Here is an 18841-nt window from a genome sequence, read left to right as displayed (position 1 = left end):
AACAGATTAGCGGCTACAAACGGTGCATCAGGTCCCGCACCGAGGACCGGACAACGCACGGAAACGAGGAATCCCATGAACAAGCGCACACTGGCCGCGGCCTTCCTGATCAGCACGCTCGCCCTGACCGCCGGCCCCCTCGCACAGGGCGCGCAGGCCGTGCCGGCGGCCGTGCCGTCCGCTGCCGCGCAGCAGCAGATCATCGTCTGCACCGTCAACGACAACGGGGTCAACTTCCGCGGCGGCCCCGGCACCCAGTACCCGGTCCTCGGCCAGGTGAACAAGGGGCAGCAGCTGAACTACCGCGACCGCAAGGGCGAGTGGGTCATGGGCGACCTGGTGGGCGGGCGCACCGGCGTCTGGATCCACGACGCCTACCTCGACGGCTGCTGACCGCCGCGTCCTGTCGTCCTGTCTGTACCGCGGGGTGCCGTCACCACGTGTGACGGCACCCCGTGCCCCCTTGCCCACCCTTCACGAAGGACCGTTCATGCACGACAGCACGGACAGCACACCGGGCGGCGGCGCCGCACGCCCGCCCCAGCGCCTCATCCGCCCGGTCCACCTCAGCCGGGCCGGTTTCCTGCGCGCGGCCGCCACGGCGGCGTTCGCGGGCACCCCCCTGCTCCGCGCTCCGGCCCGCGCGGCGGCCGACCCCCTGCACGTCGCCAAGGTCGCCGACCTCACCGGCCCGGGACTCACCGACCGGTTCCGCATGGCGGCCACCGACCTGGGCGTGCCGGCCCGGACGCCCGACGGCCGGCTGCTGTTCGTCTTCGGCGACACCTTCGAGGAAGCCAGGGTCGGCGGCGGGTGGTGGCGCTCGCCGGTGGCCCTGTACGGGCGCTTCGCCGGTCCCGGCCGCCCGGTCGTCTGGACCGGCGCGGTGGGCGGACGGCACGCCCGGCAGCTGTGGCCGTACGACCACGACAACCCCGAGTACTCCACCGTGCTGCCGTCCGACGTGATCACCCTCGGCGACACCATGTACCTGCACGTCATGGTGAACAAGGGCCTCGGCAACGTGGTGCGCACCGAGATCTGGCGGTCGGACGACTCGGGCGCGACCTGGGCGCCCACCGGTGCCGTGTTCGCCCCGGACCTGCACGGCGGCATGTTCCAGCTGCTCACCTGGGCGCTCGGTGACGACGGCTACGTCTACGTACTGTCCACCGGGTTCCAGCGGGACAAGCCGGTCATCCTGCACCGGGTCCGTTCCGACCGTCTGACCGTCCCGGGCGCCTACGAACCGTGGGGACGAGCCGCCGGCGACCGCTGGGGCTGGGGCAACCCGCCCACCCCCGTCCTGGACGGCACGTTCGGCGAGCTGTGCCTGCGGCCGCTCGACGGCCGGTGGCTCCTGACCTGGTTCAACCAGGGCGACTACCGGATCGAGGGCCTGGTCGCGGACCATCCCGCGGCGGACCTGCGCACCGCCCACCGCCGCACCCTGCTGCGGGGCACGTCCTGGGGCCACGAGGACGACGCCCACGTGGCGCAGTTGTACGGCGGTTACGTCATTCCCGGGTCCACGCTCGACGACCTCCACCTGTCGGTTAGCCAGTGGAACACCAAGGAGGGATGGCCCTACCGCGTCATGCAGTTCCGCGTTCGCGGTCTTGCCCGCTGAACCCCGGAACAAGTCTTCCGCGTCTCCGCCCCCGGGCCCGGTGCCCCGGCCGGCGAGGCGCTCCACTCGGACGTCGCCCTGCCGATGCGGAACATCGGCAGGGCCGAGGGTGCGAGGTGCGGGGTGCGGGCCGTTCGGCGCGGGCCGTCAGCCCTTGCCGCGTCCGGTCAGGGCGTCCCGCACGCGGTCCACCATGCCCACGCCGGGAGCCAGCAGCTTGTTGGCCGGCGGGGTGTCCGGAGCCGACGGATGCGGGCGGGTCGGCGCGGTCTTCTTCGCCTGCCGGACCTTGTCGCCGAGCTTGATCAGCTCGTCCTCGGACGCCGCCGTCCGCAACCGGGGGAAGAGGTTGTCCTCCTCGTCCCGGAGGTGGGAGCGGATCTCCGTCATCAGCGCGGTGATGAGCCGGTCGAACTCGGCGCCGCCCGGCTCGGCGCCCTCCAGCTCCTTCATCGTCCGCTCCGCCTCGGCGTGGTCCTCGATCTCCTTGTCGGCGATCTCGTCACCGTCCGGCAGGAACTGACGCACGGCCGGGTAGAGATACGCCTCCTCGGCGACCGAGTGCCGTACCAGCTCGATCGTCACCTGGTCGGCGTACGTCTTGCGCTGCTTGTCCCCGGGCGGCAACGCCTCGATCCGTCCGAACAGGTCTTCGACCTCGCGGTGGTCCGTGGTGAGCTCCGCGATGACGTCTCCTCCGTGGCCCATGGCAGGCTGCTCCCTCACTTCATCGAGTCTCGTCGAGCGGTACAGAGCGCAGACTGGGTATCCCTGCCGCGGCCCGCGCAAACCCTGCTCCGGCACGTCACGGGGTCAGGTCGCGCTGCCGCCCGCCGCGCCACTCGGTGAGGAGCACGGTGGCGTCGTCGTCGAGAAGGCCGTCATGATGGGCCATCACGGCCGCCATCAGCCGCCGCAGGGTCTCGTGCAGGGTGTGCCGGCCCGAGTGCTGGCGCAGGACGAACTCGATGAACCGGTCCCGTCCGAACTCCCTGCCCCGGGCGTCACGCGCCTCGACCACCCCGTCGGTGCAGAGCAGCAGCCGGTCACCGGGCTCCAACTGATGGACGCACTCGGTGACCGGCAGTCCGAGGTCGGCGCCCATGGGACCGGCCGGCGGGCAGGCCGGCTCCGTGGCCCACCGGTTGCCGCGCAGCAGGATCGGCAGGTGGTGACCGCGGTTCACCCAGCTCAGCCGGCCGGTCTCCATGTCGAGGTCGGCCAGGATGCCGGTGACGTACCGGCCGCCGCCGAACTGCTCGATCAGCGTCTTCTCCACCTGCCGGCTGGTCTCGGCCAGGGACGCGCCCTGGCGCCGGGCGTTGCGGCAGGCGGCCACGGCGACATTGGCGGTGATCCCCGCGGCCGTGCCGGGCAGGCTGTTCTCGACGGTGAACCACTGCCCGTCCGCGCCGGCGTCCGGCCCCTTGCCGGTGAGCCGGCGCAGCACCGTATCCCGCACGTCGACGACGAAGACGGCGACGTCCCACAGACCGGCGCAGGCCGCGTGCGCCGAGATCGCCTGCGGCAGTTCCTCGAGAGTGGCGATATGACTGAGCTGCATCAGGCGGATCAGCGCGGCTGAGGATGGTTCGTTCATGCGTCACGCCTCTCGACGGGCCGACGCGGACCGTCCCCCGCTCCCGCCGGCCCCGGCCCCGCGCCTCTGGAGCGGCCCCTTCCGCAGCGGCTACCCCTGTGCCGCCGGGTAACGCGGTCATGGCGGGGCCGACGGCGGTGGACCCCCGGATGGGCGCGTTTCTCCTGGTGAGACGGCGGGGGGCCGACCATGCGCCGCTGTGCCGGACCTGGACGGCCGGGGCCGGGGCCGGGACGTGGCCGAGGTGCGGGTCAGTGGCGAGGAGTGGGGCGGATCGTCGGCCCGTTCGCGGGGGCGGCGGTGTGCACGCTGTTCCAGCGGAGCAGCAGAGTACCGGCCGTGACGGCCAGCACGGTGAGCGTCGCGGGCACCAGGTCGCCGGCGATGCCTGCGCGCCACAGCCGCGCGTTGGTGAGCCAGGCCACCGGCAGGTCGAGCAGGAACAGGCCCAGGCCGGTCGGCCAGTAGCGGCGACGGGACTTCTCCCTGATGCCCGAGACGATCAGGACGGCGGGGACGACCAGCATCAGCAGCGTCACCAGGGCCCGGCTCGGGCGGGGCTCGAAACTGCCGCCGGGGATGACCAGCGCTACGGCGGTCAGGACGAGGCCCAGCAGGATCCGGCCGGTGCCGGGCCGGATCTCCCGGGGCGGGCCGGCGGGCGGCATGGGGGCGGGGCCCGGCACCGGAGCCGGTGCCGCACTCGCGGGAGGGGGCGGAGCGGGTGCCGTGGCGATGCGGCGGGCCGGGGCGTTGACCGCGCTCATCGAACCGTCCAGGCCGTAGACGAACAGGGCGATGTCGTTCTCGGCCGCGTACGCGATCGCGGTGGTGGCGTAGCTGCTGCCCGTGAAGAACAGCAGGTGCTTGTCCAGGGCCCGGCCCCGGGCCCCGAACAGGCGTTGCAGTTCGGGCCTGCCCACCGCGGCCCCCTGGTACTTGACCTGCCCCAGCGCCCGCCGCGAGCGCACATCGACCCCGCCGTCGCTGCCGCCGGGCCGGGCCCGGGCGTCCTCGTAGCCCCAGTGGCGCATCCAGGCCGCGGCATTGTGCTCAGCCTCCTGCCAGGACTGGATCCGGCGTCTGGCCGGGGGCTGCGGCGGTCTGAACCCGGGGGTGTTGTCGCTCATCACAGCCATGAAGTATCGCCGACTCGTTCCGCTGCTTTCCGAAGGGGGCGTACGGCGGCACTCGGCGCGACCGGTCGGCTCGTACGCCCCCTTGCGGTCCGCCGGACGGCGCACCGCTGATCCTCGTTGGGCCTCCGGAGCTCCGGAGCTTCGGCGAGGCGGGTATGCCGCTCGCGGGGTCCGGGTCGCCGTTGACGCACTGCCGGCCGGGACGCGACGCGAGACTGTTCAGGCGCCGGGGGATTCGGTGTGCCCGGGCTATCGGACGCGGCGGATGGGGATGACGGCCAGGGCGCCGACGACGGCGGCCACCGCCCCGGCGCCGAACAGCACGGTGAAGTTCTGCGGAGTGCCGGCCGTGGCGCCGACGGCGAGGAGGGTGGGTGCGACGGCCGGCACCACCGAGGTCGGCAGGGACATCGCGAGGTTCATGATGCCGAGGTCCTTCGCGGTGTCCTCCGGGTCCGGCAGGACCTCGGTGATGAGGGCGAAGTCCACCGCGAAGTAGACGCCCTGCCCCAGTCCGGTGACGGCGACGGCGACGAGGAAGCCGGTGAAGTCGGTGGCGAGCGCGGTCAGGAGGAGTCCGCCGGCGAACAGCACCGCGGAGACGATCACGAAGGGCTTGCGGCGGCCGACCCGGTCGGACAGCTTTCCGGCGAGCGGTGAGAAGACGAGGGCCGTGCCGGTCCCCACCAGGGACGCCGTGAGCACGCTGGTGCCGACGGTCGCCGGGTCGACGTGCTGGACCGCGATCAGGTAGAAGGCCTGGTACGAGTTGACGCAGGAGACGCCGAAGAAGACGCAGAACCGGCTGATCCAGGCGAAGCCGAACGCGGGGTGCCGGACCGGGTTGACCCAGAAGGTGGCCAGGGCCGTGCGGGCCGTGACCGGTGGACGTTCGGCGCGGCTGATCGGCCGGTCGGTCACGAACACCGCGATGAACAGCGCGCAGGCGACGCCCAGGCCGGTGGGGCAGAGGACCATCAGCGCGAGGTCGGGCTGGCCCAGCTGCGCCAGGAAGATACCGACCACGGCGCCGATGGGGGCGCCGAGGCCGATGGCCGCCGAGGCGGGACCGCGCCGCTCGGCGGGCAGTTGGTCGGGGACGATCGCGTGGCACGCCACCAGCGCGCAGACCGCGCCGATGGACAGGATCACGTAGGCGAGCGCGAGGATCGCGGTGGAGCGGGCGACGACCTCCAGCGCGCCGCCGGCGGCCATGACGACGGCCCCGGCGATCAGGTACGGCCGGCGGCGGCCGAGGCGGGAGGCGGTGCGGTCGCTGAGTTTGCCGATCAGCGGATAGCAGATGAGCTGGGCCGTGCCGCCCGCCGCGACGACGACGGAGAGCACCGTCGTGGCCCGGGCGCCGTCGATGGCGGTGGCCGCGATGGACAGGGTGAGGACGGCCGCGGCGAGCAGGACCCCGTTGAGGGAGCCGACCGCGAGGGCGAGGACGGGAACGAAGCCGCGGCGCGGCCCCGGGCCGGTGGCCGGGGAGGTGTCGGACGGAGCGAGAGGAAGAGCTTTGGCGGTCATCGGGAACTCCCTTGTTCGAGGTATGACCGTGAAGGTTTCCGGTGCTACTGCCTGCGGGACTCCCGCGTCGGCAGGGTGACGCGCAGGTCGTGGGCGCCCGGGCCGAGGGCGGTGGTGCGGCCCGCGGCGACCAGGACGGCGTCCACCCCGTGCGGCAGGTCCACGTGGACGGCCGCCTCGCCGTCGGTGACGGTCCAGTCGATGGCCAGCGGGCCGTACGGCGTCCACACCTCGGCGTCGGCGTGGTCGAGGGGGCCGGTCAGGTCGGGTTCGAGGGTGACCGACCGGTATCCCGGGGCGGTGGGGCGGATGCCCGCGACGCGCCGGTAGAGGAAGTCGTCGACGCAGCCGAAGGCGTAGTGGTTGAAGGAGACCGGGCGGACCGTACCGTCGGGCGCGATCGCGTCCCAGGACTCCCAGACGGTGGTGGCGCCGCGGTCGACCTCGTACAGCCAGGACGGGTACTGGTCCTGCCGCAGCAGTCGCCGCGCCAGTCCGGCGTGGCCGGCCTCCCAGAGCACGTCGAGCAGGTGGGGCACGGAGAGGAAGCCGGTGTCCAGGCGGTCACCGCGCTCGGCGACGAGGCGGACGAGGTGGCCGACGAGCTTCGGGCGCGTGGCGGGCGGCACCATGCCGAAGGCGAGGGCCAGGACGTAGGGGCCCTGGAGTTCGACCGGCAGCCGTCCGTCCGGGTCGACGTACTCGGCCGTGAAGGCCGCGCGGACGCCGGCGGCCTCGGCGCGCAGCCGCTCGGCGAGGGCGGTCCGGCCGAGGGCGGCGGCGGAGCGGGCGGTGACCGTGAGGGTGTGGGCCTGGAACATCGGGGCGACCAGTTCGGCCGTCAGCCGCGGGGCGATGCCGATGGCCTCGTGGAGGGGGCGTCCCTCCAGGGTGCTCGGGGTGAGCCAGTCGCCGAAGTGCTCACCCGCGTTGTACAGCAGCGCCTGCCGGCGCCGGCGCTCCGGTGCGAGGGGGATGTCCCGCAGCCGTTCGGGCAGTTCGGCGGCGCGGGCGCGCTGGTGGTCGATCCAGCGCAGCGCGGCATCGAGGTTGTCCTCGAGGACGCGCCGGTCGCCGTACCGTTCGTAGAGCACCCAGGGCACCAGGGCGATGGCGTCGCTCCATCCGGCGCACGCCTTGATGGAGCCGAACCCGCTTGCCGCGTCGGCCAGTTGGTCGTCGTAGGCCGAGCGGGGCGAGCTGATCGGGACCCGTCCGTCGGGGTCCTGGTCGGCGCGCAGGTTGTCCAGCCACCGGGTCAGGAAGGGCGCCACGAGGGCGTTGTTGGTGGCCGCGGGGGCGAAGACCTGGATGTCTCCGGTCCAGCCGGCGCGCTCGCGCTGCGGGCAGTCGGTGGGGACGGAGAGGAAGTTGGCCCGCTGGCTCCACACGACGTTGCGGTGCAGCCGGTTCAGCCGCTCGTCGGACGTCCGCAGGGATCCGGTGCGGCGCAGGTCGCTGGAGAGCACCACCGCCCGGAGGTCGTCCGGGGCGGGCGGGACCGTCGTCCCGCGCAGGCGCACGTAGCGGAAGCCGTGGTAGGTGAAGGAGGGTTCCCAGGTCTCGGTGGGCCGGCCGGCGGCGACGTAGGTGTCGCGCTGCTCCTTGTTGATGCCCTCGATGTTCTGGAACCAGCGGCCGTCCGCGTCCAAAGTCTCGGTGTGTTCGAGGGTGACGACGCCGCCCTCGGCCGGCGCGCGCAGGGTGAGCCGGACCCGGCCCGCGAGGACCTGTCCGAAGTCGGCGATCCAGCCGCCGTCGGGGTCCGCGACGACGGACACGGCGGGCAGTTCGTCGACACGGCGCACCGGTTCCCCGGCGAAGGGGACCAGGACGCCCGGATCGGCCGGTTCCGTCCGGACCGGGTTCCAGGTGGTGTCGTCGAAGTCCGGTGTGCTCCACGCGGGGTCGTGCAGGCGAGCGTCGAAACGCTCGCCGATGAAGAGGTCCGCGTACGTCCACGGTCCGTCGGCGCAGACCACGTCACCGCCGGAGCCGAACCGGTGCCGTCGCCCGTCCGCGGTCTCGGCCCGCAGTTGCCAGATCGCCCCCGTGGTGTCCCCGAACTGGGCACTCGACCCGGTCAGCCCGATCCGTCCGGCCCACCAGCCGTCCGCCAGCGCCACGCCCAGCACGTTGGCGCCGGGGCCGATCAGCGCGGTCACGTCGTAGCACTGCACGGAGAGCCGGGAGGTGTAGCTGTCGAAGCCCGGCGCCAGCACCTCGTCGCCGACGCCCGTGCCGTTCAGCTCTGCGGTGTAGACACCCCTGGCGGTCATGAACAGCCGGGCCCGCACCACGGGGGCGTCCAGAGTGAAGCGCTGCCGCAGCAGGCGCACCGGCGTGAGGCGCTCGGTGGTTTCCCGCTCGGGACGGCGCCCCGTGATCCAGTCCAGCATGGTCCACCGCTCGGTCTCGGTGGGGCGGGCCTTGGGCAGCACCCACTCGGCCGCCCAGTCACCCGCCGCCAGCAGCGCGGTCCCGAACCGGGCGGACGCCCAGCCGCTCACCGCGCCCGCCTCGTCCCACACCCGCACGCGCCACTCGTAGTCGGTGTCGGACCGCAGCAGCAGGCCGGGCACCGTCACGAGGTGGCTCTCCCGGCCGGGCACCCGCCCGGTGCCCGCGACCCGTGCACCGCCGGCGAAGACCTCGATCTCGTACGCCGACTGCGGCCGTCCGGGCACCCAGGACAGGCGGGGACTCGGCACCGCGACCGCGAGGGCGCGGGCCTGGTACTCGACGGTCAGGTGGGTGACAGGCGCAGCGATCACCGAGCGCTCCTTCGCGACTCCCCCGCCGGCCGGCGAGAACGAAAACCGAAAGTACTCGGCTTTCACCGAAAAGCCAATGGGTTCGTTTTTCGCCGGTAACCTGGGGTCCATGAACGAGTCGAGACGTCGTGGCAGCTACGCCGTCGGGCGCAAGAGACGGGACCGCATCGTCGCGGCAGCCGCCGAGCAGTTCGCGACGGCCGGGTACGCGCACACCTCGATGACGCGTGTCGCGCAGGAGGCCGGGATCACCGCGACCGGCCTGTTGCACTACTTCCCGTCGAAGCAGCATCTGTTGCTCGCCGTGGCCGAGCACCGCTTCGACGTGGCGGCCGCGCTCGTGGACTCCGCCGCCGACGTGGAGGGGGACGGGGACGCGCTGTTCGACGCCCTGCTCGCGGTCACCCGGCGGTTCGTCGCCGAGCCCGGTCTCATCGAGCTGTTCGTGACACTGAGCGCCGAGGCGGCGGATCCGTCCAGTGCCGCGCACGAACTCTTCGCGGCCCGCTACGAACGCACGGTCGGCGAACTCACCGCCCGTTTCCGGGCCTGCGCCCGCGGCGGCTCCTTCCGCACGGACGTCGACTACGAGGCCGTCGCGCGGGAGTGTGTGGCAATCTCCGACGGCCTTCAGTTGCAGTGGGTGCTCTCCGGCCGGAGCACCGACCTGCTGGCCGGCATCGGCCTGCACCTGGCGCGGCTCCGCGAGACGTTGCGCCCGGCGGGTGTGGCTGCGGATGCGCCCGGGCTGCCCGGGCGGCGATGAGGTGTCCTCTCCCCGTGGGTGCCGGACCACGGAGCCGACGTGATCACGTACTGCTGGGCGGCAGCTGTGCCGGGCAGACGGTGAACACCTCTCCGACGTACTCGGGGGCGATCGCGCTGAGATCGGTCCGCTCCGGCAGGTGGGGGAGCATCGAGAAGCGGGTGGCCCCGGTCGGGTTCGCCCCGGCGCGGCCGGCCCTCCGCGGTGTCGACGACCAGCGGGCGGAACCGTGAAGGACACGCTCGGGCCGGTGTGCTGGAGATGGTGGCCGTCGGGGACCGGGTGGTTCGCACGTGCGGCGTGCAGGGCGCGGCGCCGGTGGGCCCCTGAACGGGCCTTGCCGGGCCGCCGTATTCGTCTGATCGCTCGGCGCACAGCGGTACACACGACGCAGCCGAACCGCCAACGACTTGTGCTGAGGTCGTTGAGAACGGCGAGGACCGGGCGGCTGCGCCGGGCACCGACCGGCGTGCTGATCAGGACTGGGCAGCCGGCTTCAGGATGCTCTGGCACCACTGGCGGAAACCGGTGGCGGCGGCGGAGGCTGGGTCGCTGGGTTCGGCATCGTAGATTCCGTTGTTCTGCGCGTTGACCATGTCGGCCATGTCCTGGGCCAGCGCCGGGCTCGCGCCGTGCTGCACCAGGCGGGCCCGGAAGTCCGCGAGCGGGACCTGCTGGTAGCGCACCGTGCGGCCCAGGGTCTCGGAGATGATCTCGGCCATGGCGTCGGGGGCCAGGCTGTCGGGGCTGACCAGGGGAACGCGGGCCTGTCCGCTCCAGGCGGCGTCCAGCAGGAGCGTTGCCGCCGTGGCAGCCACGTCCCGGGTGGCGACGGTCAGCAGCGGCTGGTCCGCGGTGTTCGCCATGGAGAACACCCCCTGCTCTGTGATCGGCTGGGTCTGACGGAGCAGGTTCTCCATGAAGAACGGCAGTGCCAGGGCCCGGTACTGCACGCCGGTGCTCGTGATCAGCTCGTCCATGTCGAGCGCGGCCGACAGGAGTCCGGCCTCGTCCTGGTAGCCCTGGCCCAGCGAGGTGACGTGCACCATCCGTACGCCCCGGCTCGCGGCCTCCTGGGCTACGGGCCGGGCGAAGTCCAGGTAGTAGCGCCTGGCGGGGCCGGCGTCACGGAAACCGGCCGGGGGCACGAGCCAGAACAGCCGGTCAGCGCCCTCCAGTGCCTTCGCGATCGTGTCCGCGTCGGCGTGGGAGCCCTTCACCACCTCAACCTCTGTGCGCACGTGCTCCGGCAGGCGGGAGGGGTCGCGGACGATCACCCGGACCGGCTCACCGCTGTCCATGACGCGGTCCAGGACCTGTCGGCCGATGTCACCGGTCGGCGTAGTAATGACGATCACGAGTGTCTCCCTGCGTGGCGGTCGACGGCGGCCCCCAGGGGCGCCGGGCGGTTGCTTTCGAGTGAACCCGGAGCAACGTTGCGAATGAAGGATCAACCTGGTCGCGATTGATACCCTGGGGATATGAATGATCTGGAGGTGCGGCAGCTCCGCTACTTCGTCGCGGTCGCGGAGGAACTGCACTTCGGGCGCGCCGCCGCCCGGCTGGGCATGGCGCAGCCCCCGCTGTCCCGCACAATCCGGGACCTGGAACGGCAGCTCGGTGTGACGCTGTTCGAGCGGACCACCCGGCAGGTGAAACTCACTGGCGCCGGTGAGGTCCTGCTGCGCGACGCCAGAACCGCCTTGGAGGCGATCACCGCCGCCGCTCACCGTGCTCGGCACGCAGGCAGCACCTCGCCCCGGCTGCGCATCGCGCTCAAGGCCGACATCGACGGTGGCCTGCTGCCGCAGATCCTGGACGCCTACCGCGCCGATCCCGCCGCCCTGCCCCCCGAACTGGTCCTCGGAGGGTTCGGCGATCAGCCCAAGGCACTGCGCGATGGCCTGGCCGACGTGGCGCTCGCGCTCTGCCCCATGGACGACCGCGGGCTGGACAGCGAGCCGCTGATCACCGAACCGGTCCTGGTCGCCATGGCAGCCACCGACCCGCTGGCCGCCAGGACCCGGCTGTGCCTGGCGGACCTGGCCGGTCGGAACCTTCCCGGCGGTGCGCCGGCCGATGCCGGCCGCGCCGCGCCGCACCGGCCCGGGGCGACAAGGCCGGCCTCCAACTTGTCGGAGATCTTCAACCTCGTGGAAACGGGCAGCGTCGTGTTCTTCGCACCCGCCTCGGTAGCCCGACGCAACCCGCGCCCCGAGGTCGCCTACCGGCCGGTCAGCGACCTGCCGGACTGCACACTGGCCATCGCGTGGCCCCAGGACGCCCACTCACCGGCCGTTGCCGCCCTCGTACGCGTCGCATGCGCGATCGCAGCCACCCAGCACACCCAAGCGGAGGCCCAGATGCAGAGCACGCCCGCTTGAGGGCCACCGCCACTGGCGATCCGAGTCAGAGTGGAGCCTTCCTCAGGTGATGCCTCAGGCCAGGTTGAAGAAGGTAGTTCGATTCACACCTTGCGTGACCGGTTGCTTTCGTTACCGTGATTCTTCGGTGTGAGTGCCGCTGAGGCGAGGAGGGCTAGTTTCTCCTCGTCCTTACTGCCCACGTCCGCGTGCACCATGACGAGCATCATGCCCTCGGCGCTCCTTATGCTGAGCTTTTCGTGGTTGAGGACCAGTGGGCCGACTTGAGGGTGGTCGAAGCGCATGTATCCGCTCTGCATGAGCCTGATGTCATGACGTGCCCAGAGGTGACGGAAGCGTGGGCTGGCGAGGGAGAGTTCCCCGACGAGTTCGATGAAACGAGGGTCGTCGATGTTCGTGCCAACGGATTGACGGAAGCCGGCGATCAGGCCCTGAGTGGCGCCTTCCCAATCCGTGAAGAGAGCCTGTTCGGCGGGGTCGAGGAAGAGGTCGCGCAGTCGGTTGTTCCCGACAGCGAGCCGTGGCGACAGCGCAGTGGCGAGCGGGTTGGCGGCCAGGACGTCGAGGTAACGCCCCTCCACGAACGCCGGCAGGTGAAGTGTCGTGACAAGTTTCGCGACGCCGGACGGGACGACCTCCCTGGGCGCGCGAGAGCGGCGCGGACGCCGACCGGCAACAACGAGACTGGCCAGGTAAGCGCTCGTCTCCTCGTCGAGCAGCAGAGCCTTTGCAAGCGACTCCAGGACCTGCACCGAGGGCTTACGGTCGCGGCCCTGCTCCAGGCGCAGGTAATACTCGGCACTGATACCTGCGAGCATCGCGACTTCTTCCCGGCGGAGACCGGGAACACGCCGCACGCCGACGACGGGGATGCCGACCTGCTGAGGGGAGACGAGTTCGCGTCGGGCGCGCAGAAAGTCGCCCAGCAGATTTTGTTTGTCCGTCACCCGTTGACGATAAGCCTCCAGCTCACATCGTGGCTGGCCCTGCCGCTACCAGGATAGCGAGTGACCTGGCTGATACCCGCAGTCATCGGCAAGATTCCGGTTATGACACAGCAACGCGTTCTCGTCACCGGCGGCTCGGGTTTCATCGCCGGTCACTGCATCCTGCGGCTCCTCCAGCAGGGCTACCTCGTGCGCACCACCGTCCGGTCCCTGAGCCGTGAGTCAGCTGTCCGGGCCGTGCTCACCGACGCAGGTATGGTCAACGGCGACGCGCTGAGCTTCGTCGCTGCTGACCTGATGAGCGACGCCGGGTGGCCTGACGCGGTCGAGGGCTGCGACTTCGTACTGCATGTCGCCTCCCCCGTGATGCCCGGGCACGTCGACAACCCCGACGATGTCATCTTCCCCGCCCGCGAGGGCACCCTGCGTGTGCTGCGGGCGGCTCACACAGCCGGCATCAAGCGGGTGGTGCTCACCTCGGCGTTTCACGCCGTCGGCTGGGGACACCCCCGCAACGATGACCACGTCTTCACCGAAGCCGACTGGACCGTTATAGGGGGCGACGGCGTCGACGCCTACGGCGAGGCCAAGACCCTTGCCGAGCGGGCCGCCTGGGACTTCATCGAGACCGAGGGCAGCGCCACGGAGCTCGTCACCATGCTCCCGGTCGCTGTCATGGGCCCGGTTATGGGCAACGCCGTCTCCGGTTCCAACAACATCATCAAGAGAATCCTCAGCGGCGACCTTCCGGGCTATCCCAACCTGTACTTCCCGATCGTCGATGTCCGTGACGTCGCCGCGGCTCACCTGCTGGCGATGACCACCAAGGAAGCTGCTGGACAGCGGTTCCTGCTCTCCAACGGCCCCGCGGTCGCCATGAAAGAAATCGGCGCGCTCATCAAGACCAGCTTTGGCGCGGCGGCCGCGAAGGTACCGACGCGCTCCCTGCCCAATCTCGCCGTGAAAGCCGGCGCCCGCGTCAACCCGGAGCTCCGGGAAATCGTGCCTGACCTGGGCTACGCACGCAGGACCTCCAACACGAGGGCCTGCCGGGTGCTGGGCTGGCGGCCGAGGGATCCCAAGGAAGCCATCCTTGCCGCCGCACGGAGTCTCGTCGAGAGAAGCCTCGTCTAGTACTCCAGCTACAGATCGCGATCTTCATGTCTGCGTGGCTTGTCGCTGATAGTGGCCGCCCGGTATCGGGCCTGGTGGCGGCGTCGCCAGTGGGATCAGCCGAGCCGGTGGACCGCGCGCGCCGTGGACGAGGGGCACGACGAGCGCCCTGAACAATCGCTGTCTCGTTGCAGGTGAGTGGCATCGGTTTGCCCGGCTTCGAGTGTCGGGCATGTTTGTCGCCGCGGACTACGGTGAGGAAGGCGTGGGGAGCATCGCGGTGGTGACCCGGCGGTGCCAGGACGTCCATCTGCGTCCGGCGACCCGCACCAGGGTGAACAGCGGAACCCCGGTCGCTGAGTAGCAGCGGTGGAAGGCGAGTTCGCCATGGCAGGCATACTCGGTGACGCCGACTTGTCCGGGCCCTTGCGGCCCGTCGCCGAGCGCGTCGCCATCGCCGGCGACCGCCCGTACTGATCCCGCGTCCCGGGCCCGGCCCGGGACGGGGTGACCGTCCCGGGCCGGGTCGCGCGGTCCGTCGCGGATCCGGCTTCTCGTCGCCCGGCCACGCCCACATGCCGATCGCCACGGCCACGGCGGCGGCCAGTGCTCCTGCCCCGATCCACCTCCTGGTGAGACTGCGATGGTGACGGGTTCGACCGACAGCGGCTCAGCAGGTTCCGGCGCGGTGACTGCGATCGGTTCGGCGTTCGCCTGGAGCGCGACGCGTTCCGCGGGTTCCGGCTCAGCCGCTCCGCTCGGTGGGACGACCGCTGAAAGCCCGATGGGTTCTTCAGCGGCGACCTGCTCAGGGGAGTGCACACAGCTGCTCTCCCCGGCTCGGCGGCTCCACCCCCGCCCCCGTCTCCTCGAGCCCGTGGGCCAGATCGGCAATCTCCCGGCCTATCATCGGTAACCGCTTCACATTGTCGGGTGCATGCGGTTTGAGTGCTCGAGCGATGACCGCGCTAGGCCGTGTATCGAAAGTAGATCTTGAACTGTGAATGATCATGGTTCATGGGGCGGGGAGATCTTACGGACGAGCAGTGGGCGGTGCTGGAGCCGTTGTTGCCGAAGGGGACGAAGGCAGGGCGACCGCCTGTCTGGCCTCGGCGTCGGCTGATCGACGGCATACGGTTCCGGATCCGGACCGGTGTGCCGTGGCGGGACATCCCTGTCGAATACGGCCCGTGAAACCGGGTCTACGACCTCTTCCGTCGATGGCAGCGGAACGGCACCTGGCACCGGATCCTCACCCGGCTCCAGTCCCTGGCCGATGCGAAGGGTGCGATCACATGGGACTTGAGCGTCGACTCCACGGTGTGCCGCGCTCATCAGCATGCGGCCAGGGGGATCTGCAGAAGGAGCCGCCGGGTGGCGTGTTCACCGAGCCTCGTGATCATGGGCTGGGACGCTCGTGCGGCGGGTTCACCACCAAGCTGCACCTGGCCGTCGAGCAGGCGCAGAAGCCCATGTCGTTCGTGGTGACGGCCGGGCAGCGTGGGGACTCGCCGCAGTTCGAACCAGTGCTGGAGAAGGTTCGCGTGCCCCGCCTTGGGCCCGGCCGGCCACGCGTTCGTCCCGACCGGGTGCGGGCGGACAAGGCGTACGCCTCCCGCAGAATCCGGGCCTACCTGCGCCGCCGCGGGATTCGCTGCACCATCCCGGACAAGACCGACCAGGCACGCAACCGCCAGAAGCGCGGATCACGCGGCGGCCGGCCGCCGCGCTTCGACCCGGCCGACTACCGCCAGCGCCACGCGGTCGAGCGTGGGATCAACCGCATCAAGAGACACCGTGCTGTCGCCACGCGCTACGACAAGCTCGCCGTTCGCTATGAGGCGACCGTGCTGGTCGCGGCCATCAGCGAGTGGCTGTGACCTTGGGCTGTCACGTGGTGGGATCCACGTTCCATGCCGCGGGCAGATCGCTGCCGCAGAAGACGCAGACGAAGTCGTCCTCACGGACGATGTTGCGCTCCTGGCAGTTGGGGCATCGCCGGAACACCACCTCGTGGGTGAAGCCGGATGGCCGCGGGAGCTCTGCAGCGTCCAGGGCGCGGGCGACCTCCGCCCAGGAGGTGACGTCTGGGCAGTAGCCGGTGGACTGGTTGCTGATCTCGCTCACGCTCCACCGGTCTGCCTCGCGCGTGAAGCTGATCTCACCAGCGCTCAGGACCATGTCTCCGCCGGCACAGGCCACGTGCTCGCTCCGGCGCGGCGCCAGCCGAAGCACACCGTCCACGCCGACCACGAAGGTGAACGGTTCGGCCAGCTCCATCGCCGATTGCTCCACGAGCCAGCCGACGAAGTCAGCAGCCGAGCCGATACGACGCCCGCCGTCACCAGGTCGGACCGCGGCCTTCAGCCCTACCGGTCCGACATATCGATAACTCCGCCCCCGCCCAGTCACGTCAGCCAACCTAGAGCACTTCCGACACGCGCTCTAGGTCCACTTTGGTGCCGCCCGCTCCTGCTCCAGCGCCCTGACCAACCCCTTGCGTGCAGGCCTGCCCCTCAAGACACGCCAGGCAGGCGAGTACGAAGGCCGTCGTGCTTGGTGTGACGAGTTGATTGCGGCGTCAGCCCGAGCGGACGATGAAGCGCTGGTCGGCCGCGCCGGTGCAGGGTTCCTCGATCGCCTCGGCACCCGCGGTGGTGTCGTCGCCGACGATGCCGATGCATCCGCTGCTGGTGGCCGGACGCAGCCGGAACGCCCCCGTGGCGGGCTCCAGGCGGAAGAGGGTGCCCTGTGCGCAATCCTCCCGGGGCTCGAGCATGCCCTTGAGCTGGTCCTCGCCCATGACCGTCAGGCAGCCCTTTCCCATCTGGGGATGGTGCCACTGGATTCGGTACAGCTCCTCACCCATGGGTTCGAGGTACGTGCGTGGCACGGGCGCCTGTGCGCAGGGGAGTTGGACGGCGACAGCACTGCCGTAGGCGCCTTCGCGGTCGCGTCCGTCGGTCAGGCAGAGGTCGGCCGTACGGGCGGGGCGGATGGTGACCCAGCCGTCGGCGGGCGCGGCGGCCGGCCCTGACCTGGCGGAGTCACCGGAAAGCAGTGTCCAGGCGACCAGCGCCAGCAGCGAGACCGCGAGCGTGGCCGCTCCGGCGACGGTGAACCTTCGCGTCCGGCGGGGCCTGTCCGTCGGAGCCGGTTCGGTATGTGACGGGTCGTCGGTTCCGCCGTCGTCGGACGGGGCAGGCGCCGCGCTCGCGCATGCGGCGGCGAGCCGCTCCCTGGCAGTGAGCCAGGTGTCCACCCGCTCGCCGTCCCCGCAGGCACGGACGAAGGCGGCCAGAACCTCGGGGCGTGGCAGGCCCGTTCGGCGCAGTACGTCGGCGAGGGTACTGCGGGCCAGGACGTCACCGTTGCGGGTGGCTCGTTCCTCCAACTCGCGATAGGTCAGGCCCGAACGCTCCTTGAGCTGCCTCATCGACGCGATGAAGTCGACAGAGTTCCGGACTTCGTCCGGCGACACGTCCTCGTGTCGTGGTAACTCCCCCAGGTTCCCCATAAGCGCCATCTTGCCGCGTCCCTGCCAACGGGGCAACGACGTAATCCGTCAACAGGACATCCCCGGCGCGGCTTCCGAGACCCGGCTCCCGCGAACCGTGTCCGGGACGCACGCCAGAGCTCCCTGTGACCTGCCCGGACAGTCGTCGGCCTGTCCGGGACAGCGGAAGTTGTGATCAGCCGCCTCACGCCTCGATACGTTCGACCAGGCTCGGCCGGTCCGGCGGAGCCAGTGTCCCGCCGGCTGCGGCCGGCGCATCCCGACCGACGGACAGTTGGAGGAAACCATGCGTCTCCGATCCGCACTCGCGCTGGTGGCGGCCTGCGCCGCGCTCGCCGCGGGCCTCGCGGCGTCGCCCGCGGCGGCCGGCAGCGGCGAAATCTCCGCCGCCGCGCGGACAGCCGGCACGAACAGGGCCAACCCGAGCGGCGAGATCTCCGCTGTCCCGTATACCCCGGCCACCGCACCGACCGCCGCCTCGGTCATGGCCTGAGCTCGGCCTCGGACCGTTCCATCGCGCCCGGTCACCGGCGTACCGGGAGTGCCCCGTGCACACCAGGGCGCTGGGCGCGGAATGTTCCGGAGGCCGGTCGAGCCACGGGCAGCCCCTACCGGGGGGAGGGGCTGCCCGTGCCGCCGGGCCGACCTGCTGCGGAAACCCGGCCGAAGTCCGCTACTACGACGGTGGCGTCGTCCCTTCCTGTCGCGGGCCGAAGAGAGGCGAGAGCCCCGAGGCTCACTCCTCCACGACGGGTGCCGGTGTGTGCGTGATGCCGTTGACGAGGACGTCGAAACCCCAGCGGAACCGCTCTTCCGGGGTGCCGCCGATCAGTGCGGGCATGTGCGCGACGATCTCCGGATGCGTGGCCGCGCTCGCGGTGCCCAGTGCGTGCACGGTGGCGTTCCAGTCGTCCGCGGCGGCGGGATCGTGTTCGCGCGTCGACTGCTCGGCAGCGGTGGCCGTCGCACTCTGAAGCAGCTTGTCCACCCCCCAGGCCGCCTGCTCCCGGGTGGCCCCGCCGCGGGACAGCAGGCCGAGGGCGCGCTCCACCAGGCGCAGGTAGTTCTCCCCGCTCGGGCGGGCGACGAGCGCGGACCGCGCGAGTTGCGGGTAGGCGAACAGCACCAGGGTGTACGACCTCATCACCGCGCGAAGCTGCTCCCGCCAGTCCTCGCCCCCCTCGTCCCCCGACAGGTCCACCTCGCCCAGCAGGGCGTCGAGCACTGCCGCGTGCAGAGCGGCGGTATTGGCCACGTAGACGTACAGCGAAGCCGGGCCGGTGTCCAGTTCCTGGGCGATGCGGCGCATCGTGACCTTCTCCAGCCCTTCCCTTCGCATGATCTGTACGGCGGTCTCCACGATCCAGCGCCGGGAGAGGGCGGGTTTCGCCGGACGGTCCCGGCGGCTCATCGGTTCTCTGTTCGCGGTCACACTTCG

16 protein-coding genes and 1 pseudogene are annotated in these 18841 nt (G+C 71.1%); 7 read left to right on the top strand and 10 right to left on the bottom strand.

Translation table 11 applies throughout. From position 1 onward, the window contains the following. Positions 1-75 precede the first annotated feature (75 nt). Positions 76-393, top strand: coding sequence for an SH3 domain-containing protein (locus AB0G32_RS19160; RefSeq protein WP_361164121.1), 318 nt, complete (start codon positions 76-78; stop codon positions 391-393). Between the two features lie 97 nt (positions 394-490). After that, on the top strand, positions 491-1630 hold the full coding sequence (locus tag AB0G32_RS19155) for a DUF4185 domain-containing protein (protein WP_361164119.1): 1140 nt from the start codon (positions 491-493) through the stop codon (positions 1628-1630). A gap of 147 nt (positions 1631-1777) precedes the next feature. Here AB0G32_RS19155 and AB0G32_RS19150 read toward each other — a convergent pair whose 3' ends face one another. From AB0G32_RS19150 to AB0G32_RS19130, 5 genes are all read right to left on the bottom strand, one after another. Next, on the bottom strand, positions 1778-2338 hold the full coding sequence (locus AB0G32_RS19150) for a hemerythrin domain-containing protein (protein WP_361164117.1): 561 nt from the start codon (positions 2336-2338) through the stop codon (positions 1778-1780). Positions 2339-2435: 97 nt separating this feature from the next. Then, positions 2436-3230, bottom strand: a complete 795-nt coding sequence (locus AB0G32_RS19145; protein ID WP_361164115.1) for a PP2C family protein-serine/threonine phosphatase — start codon at positions 3228-3230, stop codon at positions 2436-2438. 251 nt (positions 3231-3481) lie between these two features. Beyond that, positions 3482-4360 (bottom strand): restriction endonuclease, encoded by an 879-nt coding sequence (locus AB0G32_RS19140; RefSeq protein ID WP_361164113.1) that lies wholly within the window; start codon positions 4358-4360, stop codon positions 3482-3484. A gap of 258 nt (positions 4361-4618) precedes the next feature. Continuing rightward, positions 4619-5902: an MFS transporter gene (locus tag AB0G32_RS19135; RefSeq protein ID WP_361164111.1), complete on the bottom strand. Its 1284-nt coding sequence runs from the start codon at positions 5900-5902 to the stop codon at positions 4619-4621. 44 nt (positions 5903-5946) lie between these two features. Continuing rightward, positions 5947-8676: a family 78 glycoside hydrolase catalytic domain gene (locus AB0G32_RS19130; protein ID WP_361164109.1), complete on the bottom strand. Its 2730-nt coding sequence runs from the start codon at positions 8674-8676 to the stop codon at positions 5947-5949. 109 nt (positions 8677-8785) lie between these two features. Between AB0G32_RS19130 and AB0G32_RS19125 the strand changes: the two genes are divergently transcribed. Next, positions 8786-9442 (top strand): TetR/AcrR family transcriptional regulator, encoded by a 657-nt coding sequence (locus AB0G32_RS19125; RefSeq protein WP_361164107.1) that lies wholly within the window; start codon positions 8786-8788, stop codon positions 9440-9442. A gap of 476 nt (positions 9443-9918) precedes the next feature. Here AB0G32_RS19125 and AB0G32_RS19120 read toward each other — a convergent pair whose 3' ends face one another. After that, positions 9919-10800, bottom strand: a complete 882-nt coding sequence (locus tag AB0G32_RS19120; protein ID WP_361164105.1) for an NAD(P)H-binding protein — start codon at positions 10798-10800, stop codon at positions 9919-9921. Between the two features lie 123 nt (positions 10801-10923). On the opposite strand from AB0G32_RS19120, the gene AB0G32_RS19115 reads away from it, so the two are divergent. After that, complete coding sequence (locus tag AB0G32_RS19115) at positions 10924-11826, top strand: LysR family transcriptional regulator (protein ID WP_361164103.1); 903 nt, start codon at positions 10924-10926, stop codon at positions 11824-11826. A gap of 83 nt (positions 11827-11909) precedes the next feature. Here AB0G32_RS19115 and AB0G32_RS19110 read toward each other — a convergent pair whose 3' ends face one another. Next, positions 11910-12773: a helix-turn-helix transcriptional regulator gene (locus AB0G32_RS19110; protein ID WP_361164101.1), complete on the bottom strand. Its 864-nt coding sequence runs from the start codon at positions 12771-12773 to the stop codon at positions 11910-11912. 60 nt (positions 12774-12833) lie between these two features. Between AB0G32_RS19110 and AB0G32_RS19105 the strand changes: the two genes are divergently transcribed. Next, entirely contained in the window at positions 12834-13907 is a 1074-nt protein-coding gene (locus AB0G32_RS19105) for an aldehyde reductase (protein WP_361164099.1), read from the top strand. A gap of 996 nt (positions 13908-14903) precedes the next feature. After that, positions 14904-15766, top strand: a pseudogene (locus tag AB0G32_RS19100) (IS5 family transposase). Positions 15767-15776: 10 nt separating this feature from the next. On the opposite strand, the gene AB0G32_RS19095 reads toward AB0G32_RS19100, so the two are convergent. After that, positions 15777-16298 (bottom strand): hypothetical protein, encoded by a 522-nt coding sequence (locus AB0G32_RS19095; protein ID WP_361164246.1) that lies wholly within the window; start codon positions 16296-16298, stop codon positions 15777-15779. A gap of 169 nt (positions 16299-16467) precedes the next feature. Further along, positions 16468-17322 (bottom strand): XRE family transcriptional regulator, encoded by an 855-nt coding sequence (locus AB0G32_RS19090; RefSeq protein ID WP_361164097.1) that lies wholly within the window; start codon positions 17320-17322, stop codon positions 16468-16470. Positions 17323-17689: 367 nt separating this feature from the next. On the opposite strand from AB0G32_RS19090, the gene AB0G32_RS19085 reads away from it, so the two are divergent. After that, the gene (locus AB0G32_RS19085; protein ID WP_361164095.1) at positions 17690-17896 is read left to right on the top strand and encodes a hypothetical protein; all 207 of its coding nucleotides are present in this window, start codon (positions 17690-17692) and stop codon (positions 17894-17896) included. Between the two features lie 243 nt (positions 17897-18139). Here AB0G32_RS19085 and AB0G32_RS19080 read toward each other — a convergent pair whose 3' ends face one another. Beyond that, positions 18140-18835: a TetR/AcrR family transcriptional regulator gene (locus AB0G32_RS19080; RefSeq protein ID WP_361164093.1), complete on the bottom strand. Its 696-nt coding sequence runs from the start codon at positions 18833-18835 to the stop codon at positions 18140-18142. Between the last annotated feature and the right edge of the window lie 6 nt (positions 18836-18841).

It is taken from the genome of Streptomyces sp. NPDC023723, assembly GCF_040639815.1.
In the GTDB taxonomy this organism is placed as follows: domain Bacteria; phylum Actinomycetota; class Actinomycetes; order Streptomycetales; family Streptomycetaceae; genus Streptomyces.
Note: the sequence above shows the minus strand (reverse complement) of the source record. Positions and strands in the feature narration are given on the sequence as shown.